This window comes from Siccirubricoccus phaeus, from assembly GCF_008360935.1.
GTDB classification, from domain to species: Bacteria; Pseudomonadota; Alphaproteobacteria; order Acetobacterales; family Acetobacteraceae; genus Siccirubricoccus; species Siccirubricoccus phaeus.
Map to the genome: position 1 here is coordinate 33,680 of NZ_SRXO01000030.1, position 12,398 is coordinate 46,077.

Genomic DNA, 12,398 nt, shown 5'->3' on the forward strand with positions numbered 1-12,398 from the left:
CGTCCCCCCTGGGGGCATGATGGCCCCGTCCGACTGACCAAGGCCCCGCCATGACCCTCGCCGCTGCCGTCGCCGCCCAATTCCCCCTCGTGCAGCGCCTGCTGGATGGCGTGGCCGAGATCGGCCGCGACCCGCCCGGCATCACCCGCGACGCCTACGGCCCCGGCGAGAACCGTGCCCAGTCCCTCATCGCCGAGGCCGGCGCCGCCCTCGGCCTCGCCGCCAGCACCGATGCCGGCGCCAACCTCACCCTGCGCTGGGCGGGCACCGACCCCGCGGCCAAGCCCATCCTCATCGGCTCGCATCTGGACAGCGTCGTCCAGGGCGGCAATTTCGACGGCGCGGCCGGAATCATCGCCGGCATCGGTGCCGTCGCCGCGCTGCAAAAGGCCGGCATCCGCCCCCGCGCGCCCATCGAGGTGCTGGCTTTGCGCTGCGAGGAGGCCGTCTGGTTCGGCCTCGGCCTCATCGGCTCCCGCTGCCTGCTCGCCCGCCTGCCGCCAGGCGCGCTGGAGCTGCCGCATGCCCGCACCGGCCGTACCCTGGCGCAGAGCATCGAGGCGTGCGGCGGCGATGCCGCCCCGCTCCGCGCCGGCCGCCCGCTGCGCGACCCCGCTGCGATCGGCGCCTATCTGGAGGTGCATATCGAGCAGGCGCCGCAGCTCGTCGAGGCGCTGGCGCCGGTCGGCATCTGCCTCGCCAACCCCGGCAATGTGCGGCACCCCTTCATCCGCATCACCGGCGCCGATGCGCATACCGGCCTGCCCCACCGCTTCCGCCGCGACGCCGCCCTGGCCGGCGCCGATCTGGCGCTGGAGCTGGAGAAGCTCTGGCTGAAGGAGGAGGCGGCGGGCCGGCCGATGGCCGTCACCATCGGCCGCTTCCACACGCCCTTCGGGCATCACAGCCTCACCATGGTCTCCGGCGGCTTCGAGATGTCGCTCGACCTCCGCGCCTACGATGCCGCGCATCTGGCGGCGCTGGAGCAGGAGCTGGGCGAGATCGCCCGCATGGTGGCGCAGCGCCGCGACGTGGATATCGTGCTGGGCGAGCGCAGCGCCGCCGCCCCCGGCCTGATGGACCGCGGCATCGTCGCCGGGCTGGAGGCGGCGGCGCGGCGCTGCGAGCTGGCGGCGCCGCGCCTCAACAGCCCCGGCAGCCACGACGCGAACAACTTCGCCGCGTCCGGCGTGCCCACCGGCATGCTGCTGGTGCGCAATCGCAATGGCAGCCACAACCCGGAGGAGGCGATGGAAACCGAGGATCTGCTGGCCGCCATCTGCGTGCTGGCCGAGTACCTCGCCGCCTGAGGCTATTATGCGAGGCTATTATTCAGCGGCCTGCCCTCCCCTGCCTGCCCGGGCAGGCAAGCGGCAGGGCGGAAGCGGAGGAAGCCGACCATGCAGCGCGACACGCGCGGCCTGCCCCTGACGACCGACAGCGCCGAAGCCGCCGCGGCCTTCGACGCCACCATCGAGGGCTATCTGAAATACCGCTTCGATACCTCCCAGCGGCTGAAGCCCGCCTTCAAGGCGGACCCGGAATTCGGCATGGCGCATGTGCTGAAGGCCGCCTTCATGCTGCTGGGCTACAAGCAGGATTTCATCGCCCCGGCGAAGGCGGCGATCGCCGCCGCCGAGCGCTGCACCGCCCGCGCCACGCCGCGCGAGCAGGCGCATGTCACGGCGCTGCGCTACTGGGCCGATGGCGAGATGGACCGCGCGCTGGCCGCCTGGGCGGCGATCTTCGCCGCGCATCCCGCCGATATCCTCGCCTTCCGCCTGCACCATTTCTGCGCCTTCTGGCTCGGCCGGCCGGAGGCGATGCTGACGGCGGTGGAGGCCACGCTGCCGCGCTGGGAGGCGGGGATGCCGGGCTATGGCAGCGTGCTGGCCTGCCGCAGCTTCGCCAATGAGGAATGCGGCAATTACACCGTGGCGGAAGCCGCCGGCCGCGATGCCATCGCGCTGGACCCCGGCGATCTCTGGGCCGCGCATGCCGTGGCGCATGTGCTGGAAATGCAGGGCCGCCGCGGCGAGGGCATCGAATGGGTTGCCTCGCTGGAGCGGCACTGGCAGGGCGGCAACAACCTCATGCACCACCTCTGGTGGCACCGCGCCATGTACCATCTGGAGCGGCGGGAGCATGACCAGGTGCTGGCGCTGTACGATACCGGCTTCCGCAACCTCGGCAGCGCGGTGACGGAGGCGCAGCCCGACCTTTACATCGACGTGCAGAACGCCGCCTCCATGCTGTTCCGGCTGGGGCTGCATGGCGTGGATGTGGGCGCGCGGTGGGAGGAGCTGGCGGCGAAGGCGGAAGCGCGCATCGGCGATTGCCTCTCCGCCTTCACCCTGCCGCATTGGATGATGGCGCTGGCGGCGACCGGGCGATGGGGCGCGGCGCAGCGCATGCTGGCGGCGATGCGCGACTACGCCGGCGCCAATGCCGGCACCAACACCCCGCTGGTGCGCGACTACGCCCTGCCGGTCTGCGAGGCGGTGCTGAAGCATGGCGAGGGCGATTTCGCCGGTGCGGTCGCCGTGATGCGCCCAGCGCTCAGCGGCATGTACCGGCTGGGCGGCAGCCACGCGCAACAGGATGTGCTGGAACAGCTCTTCCTGCACAGCGCCATGAAGGCGGGGCTGCAGGAGGATGTGCGGATGCTGCTGGAACGCGTGGCGGGGCGGCATCCGGTGCCGCCGGAGCGGCGCGTGGGGTATGCGGAGGCGGCGCGGCGCATCGCGCATTGAGGAGGGCGTCGCGCCGCAAGGCGCGCCTCGCGGCGCGACGCCCTTCTCAGACTCTACCCGCGAAGGGCGGAGGGCCCTTTGAACCCTTGCGTTCGGCGCCGGCGGTCGAGGCGCAGAACTCGCGCTACAGCTTGCCGTGCTCCCGCAGCACCTCCTCCGCCACGCGCAGCGCGTCGATGGCGGCGGGGAAGCCGCAATAGGCGACGGCGTGGGTGAAGAGCTCGCTGATCTCCTCCGCCGTGCAGCCATTGTTCAGCGCCGCCACCAGGTGGATGCGCAGCTCATGCGGCCGGTTCAGGGCGCAGAGCATGGCCAGCGTCACCAGGCTGCGCTGCCGCCGGTCGAAGACCGGCCGGGTCCACAGCGTGGCATAGGCGAATTCCTCGGAAAGCCGGCGCACCGCGGCATTGAAGGGGTTGGTGCCGGCGTCGCGTTTGTCGATATAGGCGTCGCCCAGCACCTCCCGCATCACGCGCCGGCCGCTCTCGCGCAGCGCGTCATGCGCCTTGTCTTCTTCCATGGCGTTTCCTCCCTTGGTTCAGGCCGCTGAGGCGTAGGCATTCTCCAGCGTGCCGATGCCCTCGATGGTGACGGCCACCTGCATGCCCGGCCGCATCGGCAGCGCGCCGAGCGAGGTGCCGCAGGCGATGACGTCGCCCGGATGCAGCGTCATCTCCCGCGAGATCAGGGAGACGATGCGGGCGGGCGGGATGATCATGTCGCTCAGCGGATAGTCCTGCCGCACCCTTCCGTTCAGCGCCACCTTCACGCTGAGCGCGGACCAGTCGAGGCCGGTGGCGATGGCGGGGCCGATGGGCCCGAATGTGTCGGCGCCCTTGGCCCGCGCCCATTGCGGGAAGGCCGCATCGGCGAGGAGCAGATCGAGCGCCGTCACGTCATTCACGCAGGTCAGGCCGAAAATCGCCGCTGCGGCCTCTGCCTCATCCGCGTTCGAGACCCGCTTGCCGATGACGAGGCCGAGTTCGCCCTCATACAGCACCTTGCCCTCATAGCCTGAAGGCGGGCGGATCGCCTCGCCCGGGCCGATGACGCAGCGCGGAGTCTTCAGGAAGTAGAGCGGGAAATCCGGGATGGCATTGCCCTGCTTCGCCGCCGCCGCGTGGAAATTGTTCCACAGCCCGAGGAAGGCACCCGGCCGGACCGGCGCGAGCAGCGTCACCTCCGCCAGGGCCAGCGTCGCGCCGGTGGGCGCCGCGCCGGCGAAGAGATCGCCTGTGTGCACGGCGATGCGCTCGCCTTCCAGCGTGCCGAAGCCTTCCTGCCCGCCCCGGCTGAACCGCACCCAAAGAGACAAGTTCAGAACCTCCATAATGGAATATGTTCAGGACCGAGACACATCGCCCCTCGAAGGATCAGGCGCCGTGGCGAGCCATGGCGGCAAGCCCGCCGGCATGGCCTGGAGAAAACCGTCGAGCTGCGCGATCTCACGCCCAGGGCAGCACTAGCCCCGGCTCATCCCATTCCATCGCCGCCAGCTTGCCGGTGAGGGACAGGGTGATGTAGGCCGTCCGCATCCCCTCCCCGCCGAAGCAGATATTCGTCGGCATCCGCTCCGGCATCTTCACCACCCGCAATATCTCCCCGCTGGGAGAGACGGTGGTGATCTCGCCGCTCACCAGCGTCGCCACGCAGACATTGCCGGAAGCCGTCGCCGCGATGCTGTCCAGCCGCCGATAGCCGGGGAATTGGCACACCACCTGGCCGCCGCTGGTCGAGGGCCAGGGATCCTTCCGCAGCACGCCCGGCCCTTCCACATCCCAGGCCCAGAGCCGCCCGGTCTCCGTCTCCGCCACGTAAAGCCGCCGCCCATCCGGCGAGAGCGCGATGCCGTTCGCCCCGCCGAAGATGGGATGGGCCGCCTCGACGATCCGCGAGCCGTCATTCGCCGCCCAATAGACGCCGCCATGGTCGCGCTCCCGCGCCCTGACCTTGCCGAGATCGCTGAACCAGAACCCACCCTCCCCCGGCGAGCCCGCCGGCGCGAAGACGATGTCGTTCGGCCCCTTCAGCCGGTGCTCGCCGCAGCTTTCGTACAGCACCCTCACGCTGCCATCGGCGGGGTCGATCACCTCGATCCGCCCGCCCTTGTACTCCGGCGGCACGCCGGCGGGGCGCAGCATGTTGGGCTCCTCATGCCACAGGAAGCCGCCATTGTTGCAGCAATAGATCTTCCCGCCCGGCCCCAGCGCGATGCCGTTCGGCCCGCCCCCCGGCGTGGCGATGACGCGCTTGCTGCCATCGGCGCCGATACGCGTGATCCGCCCGGCGGCGATCTCCACCAGCACCACGCTGCCATCCGTCATGGCGATCGGCCCTTCGGGGAAGCGCAGCCCCTCGGCCAGGATTCGCAGCTCGCTCATGCATTCCCTCCCATCTTTGGGGGAATGCTGCCCCAGCCGCGCCGCGCGCGCCAGAGGCCTGCCCAGCGGCACCCCGCAACAACCTGCGCTGCCCGTTGCCCTGCCGCGGCCTTGCCGCGGCAGGCTGTGCGAGGCCCTGATCCAAAGGCTCGCAGGGGCCCCATGGCGGCGCGCAGCGCCCGCCTGGGGCGTAACCCGGGGGGGCCCCGCGGCGTCGCGCAGCGACGTCGTGGGGAGACCTAGCGCGGGATCGGTTGAGCTGCGCTCACCCGCCCCGCTCTAGCTCATTGTTCGGTCGCGTGATTCACGGTTTCGGTCGATTCGACCTCAACCGATCACGCTCTAGCGCGGGCTCCAGATCTCGATCGGCCCGCGCTCCTCCGGCACCTCCGCCACCAGCTCGTAATCGCGCTCCAGCACCTCATCCAGCATGGCGGCCGCGGTCTCCCGCAGGCTCGGCCACCAGCCGCGGTCGATGATGATGAGGCGCGGCCAGGTGGCCAGGATGCGCGCCACCTCCTCATCCGTATCGACGCCGGAGATGCTGGTGAACTCCTTCCCCGTGAGCTGCGCCGGGAAGACGAAGCGCGTCGGGATGGCGGCATCCGCCAGCACATAGACGGAAGGGTGGTAATTCACCACCCAGATCGGCTGCCCCGGCTCGATCCGCGCCCGCACCTCCGCCGCCACCTGCCGCACCGGATCCGGCGCGAAGATCCCGATGCCGCGGTCAATGCGAAAGGTGGCGTCGGCGCGCCAGGAGCCGATGGCGAGCACGGCGATGATGACGACGAAACCCCGCCGCCGCCAGCGCGGCGGCAGGCGCAACGCCATGGCCCAGGCGCCGAGCGCCATCAGCAGCGAGAGCGGCGGCAGCCAGATGACGAAGTAGTGCGGATAGAAGAAGCCCGGCCCGGCCACCGCGATGCTGGACACGGCGAACCACAGCAGCGCCACCCGCACCAGCATGCCGCCCGGACCGGGCCGCGCCACCCAGCGCCACAGCGCCATAGCCGCCAGGGTGAAGGGCCAGGTCAGCGTCAGCACCGTCACCAGGATGCGGTGGAAGCTCTCCACCGGCCCCAGCCGGCCGAGGCTGTAGCGGAAGGGGGCGAGGAAGCTGCCCTCGATGAAGGCGTCCAGCGCCCCGTGCAGCGCATAGGCCAGGGCGAAGAGCAGGGTCGGCGTCAGACAGAGCAGCGCATAGGCCCCCGCCATGGCGAAGGCCCGCCCCCACATTCGCCCCTGGGGCAACAGCCGCCGCCATAGCGCCGGGAAGACCAGCAGGGCGAAGGCCAGGCATCCCTCCGGCACCACCACCGGCTTCACCACCAGGGCGCAGCCGATCAGCAACCCCATCGCCACCAGCGAAGGCCAGTCCGGCGCCTCCCCCTGCCGCAGCGCCCTTGCGGCGCCGCGCAGGCCGATCGCCATGGCCGCCGCCACCATCGGGGCGAAGAGGATTTCGGTGTTGCTCGCCAGCCCGCCCAGCCGGACGGAGTGCGAGGCATAGGCCAGCCCCGCCCCCAGCCCCAGCAGCCGCGACCCGCCCGCCGCCCTGACCCCGCCATAGAGCGCCCAGGCGGTCAGCCCGACGCAGAGCGCGGCGAGCAGGCGGATGGCGATAAGCCCCTTGCCGAACGCCAGCATGGCCAGGGCGAAGAGCGCCGGCGCTCCCACCGGGTGCATGTCCCAGGCGGCGACATAGGGCCAGCCCCCCTGCAGCCATTCCCGCGCCTGGACCCAGTAGAGCCCCTCATCCGTGTCGATCACCGCGTTGAAGAAGCCGAGGCTGCGCAGCACCACCGCCGCCAGCAGCAGGAACAGCGGCACCGCGGCCGCCCAGGCGACCCGGCGGAATCTCATGCCCATGCGCGTGGCGCCCCCGACATCACTGCCCTTGGGCTGCCCCCTTATCATGCAGCCCAAACCGGTAAAGCCCGCATTTCCCGACCGTGCCGGCTTGACGCCCCGGGAATGGCCGGCAAGCCTGCCGGCCATGGACCCCGTGACCCTTGCCGTGCTGGACAACCGGCTGCGCGCCATCGTCGAGGAGATGGGGGAGGCGATGCTGCGCACCTCCTACTCCCAGATCCTCAATTCCTCCCGCGACTTCTCCATTGCGCTGTGCGACGCGCAATGCCGGCTGGTCGCGCAGGCGGACCACATCCCGGTGCATGTCGGCGCCATGCCCTGGGCGGCGAAGGCGATCGCGGAGGCCTTCCCGCAGCCGGTGGAGGGCGACACCTACCTGCTGAACGACCCCTATTTCGGCGGCAGCCATCTGCCCGACCTCACCATCGTCATCCCCGTCTTCGCCGAGGGCGCCCTTCGCTTCTGGTCCGTGGTCCGCGCGCATCACTCGGATATCGGCGGCGCCACCCATGGGGGGTACAACCCCGGCGCGACGGAAATCTGGCAGGAAGGCGTGCGCGTCCCGCCCATCCGCCTGGGCGAGGGCGGTGGGCTGCGGGACGACCTCATCCGCATGCTGGCGACCAATACCCGCATCCCGCGCGATTTCACCGGCGACCTGATGGCGATGATCGGCGCCGCCCGGCTCGGCGAGCAGCGCCTGAAGCCGCTGCTGGCGAAATACGGCGCGGATGGGCTGGAGGCGGCGGTCTCCGCCATCCTCGACCTTTCCGAAGCGCATGCCCGCCGCATCCTCGCCGCCTGGCCGGATGGGGAGTGGCGCGGCGAGGCCTTCCTCGACGATGACGGCTTCGACCGGGTGGATGTCGCGATCCGCGCCCGGGTGGTGAAGCGCGGCGACAGCCTCACCGTCGATCTTTCGGAGAGCGATCCGCAGACCACCGGCTTCGTCAATTCCAGCTACCCCAACATGCGCAGCGCCGTTGCGATGGCGTTTGCGTTCCTGCTGGACCCCGATGTGGCCAAGAATGACGGCGCCTTCCGCCCCGTCGAGGTGATCGCCCAGGAAGGCACGGTGGTCTGGGCCAGGCCCGGCGCGCCGGTGACCATGTGCACCTCCCACTGCTCCAACGAGATCGTGGAGGCGATCATCCGCGCCCTGCAGCATTGCTGCCCGGAGCGCGCCATGGGCGGCTGGGGGCGGCGCTTCCGTGTCGCCATCACCGGCCAGGATGCAAGGCGGCCAGGTCGGCGCTTCGTCTGGCATCTCTTCCAGGCGCGGCCGGGGGGCGGCGGGTCGGCCGGCGGCGATGGCTGGTCCACCAGCGGCGAATGGCACAGCGCGGGCGGGCTGAAATTCGGCAGCGTGGAAATGGCGGAAGCCCGCTTCCCGTTGCTGTTCGAGAGCCATGAATACCGCCCCGGCTCGGCCGGCGACGGGCAGTTCCGCGGCGGCCTCGGCGGCCGCCTTTCCCTGAAGGTGGAAAGCGACGGTCCCTGCCGCGCCAACACCGCGGGCGATGGCGTGCGCCATGGCTCCGCCGGCATGTGCGGCGGCGAGGACGGCAAGCCGCACCATTACGTGCTCCGCCGCGCCGATGGCACGGAGCGGGTGCTGAAGACCAAGGAGGTCGGCATCACCGTCAACCCCGGCGACCGGGTGATCGTCGAGGCGAGCGGCGGCGGCGGCTGGGGCGACCCGGCGCAGCGCGACCCTGCGGCGCGGGCGCGCGACGCGGCGGAGGGGCTGGTCTGATGCTCACCTACCGCATTGGCATCGATGTCGGCGGCACCTTCACCGATGTGGTCGGCATCGCCTCGGATGGCGGGCAGATCCTGGCGAAGGCCGCCTCCACCCCGGCGGACCAGTCGGAGGGCGTGGTGAATGGCCTGGCCAATCTGGCCAAGGCACTCGGCCTCGACCTCGCCAGCCTGCTGGCGCGGACCGAGCGCATCGTCCATGGCACCACCGTCGCCACCAATGCCCTGCTGGAGAAGCAGGGCGCCCGCCTCGCCCTGCTGACCACCGAGGGCCACCGCGACGTGATCGAGATGCGGGAGGGGTTGAAGCCCGAACGCTACAACATGCGCATGCCCGCCCCGGCGCCCCTGGTGCCGCGCCGGCTGCGCCTGCCGGTGACGGAGCGGCTGCGCGCCGATGGCAGCGTGCTGGTGCCGCTCGACCCCGCCTCGCTGGACGCCGCCATCGCCGCGGCGAAGGCGGCGGGGGTGGAGGCCGTCGCCATCGCCTTCCTGCATGCCTGGGCCGCGCCGCAGCATGAGAACGCGGCGGCGGAGAAGGTTCGCGCCGCAATGCCGGGCGTCTTCGTCACCACCTCGGCCGAGGTGCTGCCGCAGATCAAGGAATTCGAGCGCTTCTCCACCACCGCGGTGAATGCCTATGTCGGCCCGGTGGTCTCCCGCTACCTGGCGAAGCTCGCCGGGCGGCTGGAGAGTGCGGGCTTTGCCGGCCCGCTCTTCGTCATCCTCTCCCATGGCGGCATCGCGCCGGTGGAGGAGGCGGCGCGGCTCGCCGTCGGCACCGCCCTCTCCGGCCCGGCCGGCGGCGTCGCCGCGGCGGTGGCGCTGGCGAAGGAAGGTCTCGGCCAGGACCTCATCACCTTCGACATGGGCGGCACCTCCACCGACATAGCGCTGATCGTGGGCGGCGAGGCCGCCCTCGGCCGTGGCCGCGATGTGGGCGGCGAGCGGATCGCGCTGGAAAGCCTGGATATCGTGACGCTCGGCGCCGGGGGTGGCTCCATCGGCCATCTCGGCCCGGGCGGCACCCTGCAGGTCGGCCCCCGCTCCGCCGGCGCCGTGCCCGGCCCGGCCTGCTACGGCCAGGGCGGGACGGAACCGACCGTGACCGATGCCAACCTCGTTCTCGGCTATCTCGACCCGGCGAATTTCCTCGGCGGCGCCAAGACGCTGGATCTGGCGGCGGCGCAGGCGGCGGTGGCGCGGCTCGCCGCGCAGCTCGGCATCGCGCCCATGGCCTGCGCCGCCGGCATCCATGCCCTGGTCAATGCCCGCATGGCGGATGGGGTGCGCGTCGCCACTGTCCGGCGCGGCGTCGACCCGCGCGACTCGGCGCTGCTCGCCTTCGGCGGCGCGGCCGGGCTGCACGCCACGGCAGTGGCGCGCGAGCTGGGCCTGCAGCGCGCCGCCGTGCCGCTCTTCGCGGCGGGGCTGTCGGCCTGGGGCATGCTGCACACCGATCTGCGCTACGAGCTGGCGCAGAGCGCCATCGGCGCCGGCGGCATCCCGGAGGACGCCGAACTCCGCCGGCTGTTCGACTCGTTGGAAGCCCAGGGCCGCAGCCGGATGGCCGGCTGGTATCAGGGCGAGGTCACGGCGAAGCGCAGCGCCGATATGCGCTATGGCGAGCAGGTCTTCGAGATCGCCGTGCCGCTGGACGGCATCGACTGGGAAGGGCCGGACCTGGCGGGGCAGTTGCGCGCCGCCTTCCACGCCCGCCACCGGGCGCTGTTCACCTACGATTTGCCGGAGGAGGAGGTGGTGCTGGTGAATGCCCGTATCGCCGTGGTCGGCGCCCTGCCCATGGGCGGGGCGGCGCAGCGCGAGGGTGCGGGCGGCCCCGCCGCCCCGCTCGGCAGCCGCCGCATCGCGATCGACGGCACCGCGCTGGAGGCGCCGGTGTACGGCTTCGACGCATTGGCGCCGGGCCAGGAGATCGCCGGGCCGGCGCTGGTGGAAAGCGCTACCACCACCGTGCTGCTGAGGCCGGGCGACGCGGCGCGGATGGATGAGCGGGGATGGCTGGATATCGCGCTGCATTGAGGGAGGGCGTCGCGCCGTAGGCGCGCCTTACGGCGCGATCCTCCCCCAAACCCCCACCCGCCAGGGCCGAAAGGCCCTTGGAACCCTTGAGTCTGCCGTCTCTCCCAGGCGCCGTCCGTTGCCCTGCCGCGGCTTTGCCGCGGCAGGCTGTACGAGGCGCAGGGAGAACAGCGACACCGGGGCGGTGCAGACGCTCGGCGGATGCGTGGGGAACTCAGCCGGGCCCCGGGCTGCCCATCCGCAGCGCGCAGCCCAGCACCGGCGTGCCATTGGACACCGCGCCGCCGGACATCATCCGCTGCGCCAGGGTGGGGTTGTCCAGCACGGTGTTGCCGCAGCCCTGCTTCCGCAGGCTTTCCGCCGCGGCCCGGCTGACGCTCCAGCCCTCGCCGCCGGTCACGTCGGCGCAGGCCGTCAAGCCCAGCAGCGCCATGATCGCGGCGCCTCGCAGGGTCTCCATCCCGCCCGTCTCCTCAACCCAGCCGTGTGACTCCGGTCGAAACAAGTAGCCCGCTTATGCATCGATTCCGCCATCACGATCCCGAGGGGCTTGCCTTCCGCCCTGGGCCGGGCTTGCCTCTGCCTCCCGACTCCCGCGAGGAACGACCATGACCAAGCTCGCCACCTTCACCGATGCCAAGGGGACCCGCCTCGGCGCCGTGCTCGAGGATGGGCGCATGCTCGACCTCGCCGCCGCGGGCCTCGCGCAATCCGACATGCTGGCGCTGATCGAGGCCGGCCCGGCCGCCCTCGCCGCCGCCCGGGCGCTGGCCGCCAACCCGCCCGCTGCCGCCATCCTGTCCGCCGGCGGCTGGACTCTGCTGGCGCCCATCCCTCGCCCGCGCCGCAACGTCTTCTGCGTCGGCCGCAACTACATGGACCATGTGGCGGAGGGCGACCGCACCCGCGGCATCACCAATTCCGAGCTGCCGAAATACCCGCAATTCTTCACCAAGGCGCCGGACACCGTCATCGCCCATGAGGATTGGGTGCCCGCCCATACCGGCGTGACCCAGTGGCTGGACTACGAGGTCGAGCTCGCCGCCATCATCGGCAAGGAGGGCGCGAACATCGCCAAGGAGGACGCGCTCTCCCACGTCTTCGGCTGGACCATCGGCAACGACATCACGGGGCGCGAGCTGCAGCGCCGCTATGGCCAGTGGTTCAAGGGCAAGTCGCTGGACCGCTCCTGCCCGCTCGGCCCCTGGATCATCCCGACGGAGGAGCTGGACGCGCTGAACACCGGCATCCGCCTCTTCATCAATGGCGAGAAGCGGCAGGACAGCCACACCAGCAAGATGATCTTCGACGTGAAGGAGATCATCCACCAGCTCTCCCTCGGCTTCACCCTGAAGCCGGGCGACGTCATCATCACCGGCACGCCGGAGGGCGTCGGCTACGCCATGCAGCCGCCGCAGACGCTGAAGCCGGGCGATGTGATCGAGGCGGAGATCGACGGCATCGGCCGCCTGCGCAACGTGGTGAAGGAGGGCTGAGCCCAGGCGGGGGGCGGGCCCTGCCCCGGCCCAGGCGCGCAGGGGCACCGCCTGGCGCCAGGCTGCCGGCGGCGGAGCCGCGCCGCCCA

Annotated in this window: 10 protein-coding genes; 5 read left to right on the forward strand and 5 right to left on the reverse strand. The window is 71.4% G+C overall.

Annotated features, from left to right (window positions below; genetic code table 11):
- The first annotated feature begins 50 nt into the window (after positions 1 to 50).
- Both E5N76_RS26975 and E5N76_RS26980 read left to right on the forward strand, forming a co-directional pair.
- A complete protein-coding gene (locus tag E5N76_RS26975) occupies positions 51 to 1,310 on the forward strand; it encodes a hydantoinase/carbamoylase family amidase (RefSeq protein ID WP_149541075.1) in 1,260 nt (419 codons plus the stop codon).
- A 90-nt stretch (positions 1,311 to 1,400) separates the two neighbouring features.
- Complete coding sequence (locus tag E5N76_RS26980; protein ID WP_149541076.1) at positions 1,401 to 2,753, forward strand: tetratricopeptide repeat protein; 1,353 nt, start codon at positions 1,401 to 1,403, stop codon at positions 2,751 to 2,753.
- Between the two features lie 124 nt (positions 2,754 to 2,877).
- Here the strand turns inward: E5N76_RS26980 and E5N76_RS26985 are convergent, their stop codons facing one another.
- From E5N76_RS26985 to E5N76_RS27000, 4 genes are all read right to left on the reverse strand, one after another.
- On the reverse strand, positions 2,878 to 3,273 hold the full coding sequence (locus E5N76_RS26985) for a carboxymuconolactone decarboxylase family protein (RefSeq protein ID WP_149541077.1): 396 nt from the start codon (positions 3,271 to 3,273) through the stop codon (positions 2,878 to 2,880).
- A gap of 18 nt (positions 3,274 to 3,291) precedes the next feature.
- Entirely contained in the window at positions 3,292 to 4,083 is a 792-nt protein-coding gene (locus E5N76_RS26990) for a fumarylacetoacetate hydrolase family protein (RefSeq protein WP_235907913.1), read from the reverse strand.
- 115 nt (positions 4,084 to 4,198) lie between these two features.
- Positions 4,199 to 5,134 carry an SMP-30/gluconolactonase/LRE family protein gene (locus tag E5N76_RS26995; protein ID WP_149541078.1) on the reverse strand — a complete coding sequence of 312 codons (936 nt, stop codon included), beginning with the start codon at positions 5,132 to 5,134 and terminating at the stop codon, positions 4,199 to 4,201.
- Between the two features lie 342 nt (positions 5,135 to 5,476).
- Positions 5,477 to 7,006: an ArnT family glycosyltransferase gene (locus E5N76_RS27000; protein WP_207792126.1), complete on the reverse strand. Its 1,530-nt coding sequence runs from the start codon at positions 7,004 to 7,006 to the stop codon at positions 5,477 to 5,479.
- 127 nt (positions 7,007 to 7,133) lie between these two features.
- On the opposite strand from E5N76_RS27000, the gene E5N76_RS27005 reads away from it, so the two are divergent.
- Complete coding sequence (locus E5N76_RS27005; RefSeq protein WP_187830438.1) at positions 7,134 to 8,765, forward strand: hydantoinase B/oxoprolinase family protein; 1,632 nt, start codon at positions 7,134 to 7,136, stop codon at positions 8,763 to 8,765.
- Positions 8,765 to 10,813, forward strand: a complete 2,049-nt coding sequence (locus E5N76_RS27010) for a hydantoinase/oxoprolinase family protein (protein WP_149541080.1) — start codon at positions 8,765 to 8,767, stop codon at positions 10,811 to 10,813. Before E5N76_RS27005 ends, E5N76_RS27010 begins: the two co-directional genes overlap by 1 nt.
- 214 nt (positions 10,814 to 11,027) lie before the next feature.
- Here E5N76_RS27010 and E5N76_RS27015 read toward each other — a convergent pair whose 3' ends face one another.
- Positions 11,028 to 11,273 (reverse strand): hypothetical protein, encoded by a 246-nt coding sequence (locus E5N76_RS27015; RefSeq protein WP_149541081.1) that lies wholly within the window; start codon positions 11,271 to 11,273, stop codon positions 11,028 to 11,030.
- Positions 11,274 to 11,421: 148 nt separating this feature from the next.
- On the opposite strand from E5N76_RS27015, the gene E5N76_RS27020 reads away from it, so the two are divergent.
- Positions 11,422 to 12,309 carry a fumarylacetoacetate hydrolase family protein gene (locus tag E5N76_RS27020; protein ID WP_149541082.1) on the forward strand — a complete coding sequence of 296 codons (888 nt, stop codon included), beginning with the start codon at positions 11,422 to 11,424 and terminating at the stop codon, positions 12,307 to 12,309.
- The last annotated feature ends 89 nt before the right edge of the window (positions 12,310 to 12,398 follow it).

Excerpts from the sequence above, each read along its gene's own strand:
- E5N76_RS26975 (WP_149541075.1), top strand. The coding sequence starts at position 51 with ATGACCCTCGCCGCTGCCGTCGCCGCCCAATTCCCCCTCGTGCAGCGC.
- E5N76_RS26980 (WP_149541076.1), top strand. The coding sequence starts at position 1,401 with ATGCAGCGCGACACGCGCGGCCTGCCCCTGACGACCGACAGCGCCGAA.
- E5N76_RS26985 (WP_149541077.1), bottom strand. The coding sequence starts at position 3,273 with ATGGAAGAAGACAAGGCGCATGACGCGCTGCGCGAGAGCGGCCGGCGC.
- E5N76_RS26990 (WP_235907913.1), bottom strand. The coding sequence starts at position 4,083 with ATGGAGGTTCTGAACTTGTCTCTTTGGGTGCGGTTCAGCCGGGGCGGG.
- E5N76_RS26995 (WP_149541078.1), bottom strand. The coding sequence starts at position 5,134 with ATGAGCGAGCTGCGAATCCTGGCCGAGGGGCTGCGCTTCCCCGAAGGG.
- E5N76_RS27000 (WP_207792126.1), bottom strand. The coding sequence starts at position 7,006 with ATGGGCATGAGATTCCGCCGGGTCGCCTGGGCGGCCGCGGTGCCGCTG.
- E5N76_RS27005 (WP_187830438.1), top strand. The coding sequence starts at position 7,134 with ATGGACCCCGTGACCCTTGCCGTGCTGGACAACCGGCTGCGCGCCATC.
- E5N76_RS27010 (WP_149541080.1), top strand. The coding sequence starts at position 8,765 with ATGCTCACCTACCGCATTGGCATCGATGTCGGCGGCACCTTCACCGAT.
- E5N76_RS27015 (WP_149541081.1), bottom strand. The coding sequence starts at position 11,273 with ATGGAGACCCTGCGAGGCGCCGCGATCATGGCGCTGCTGGGCTTGACG.
- E5N76_RS27020 (WP_149541082.1), top strand. The coding sequence starts at position 11,422 with ATGACCAAGCTCGCCACCTTCACCGATGCCAAGGGGACCCGCCTCGGC.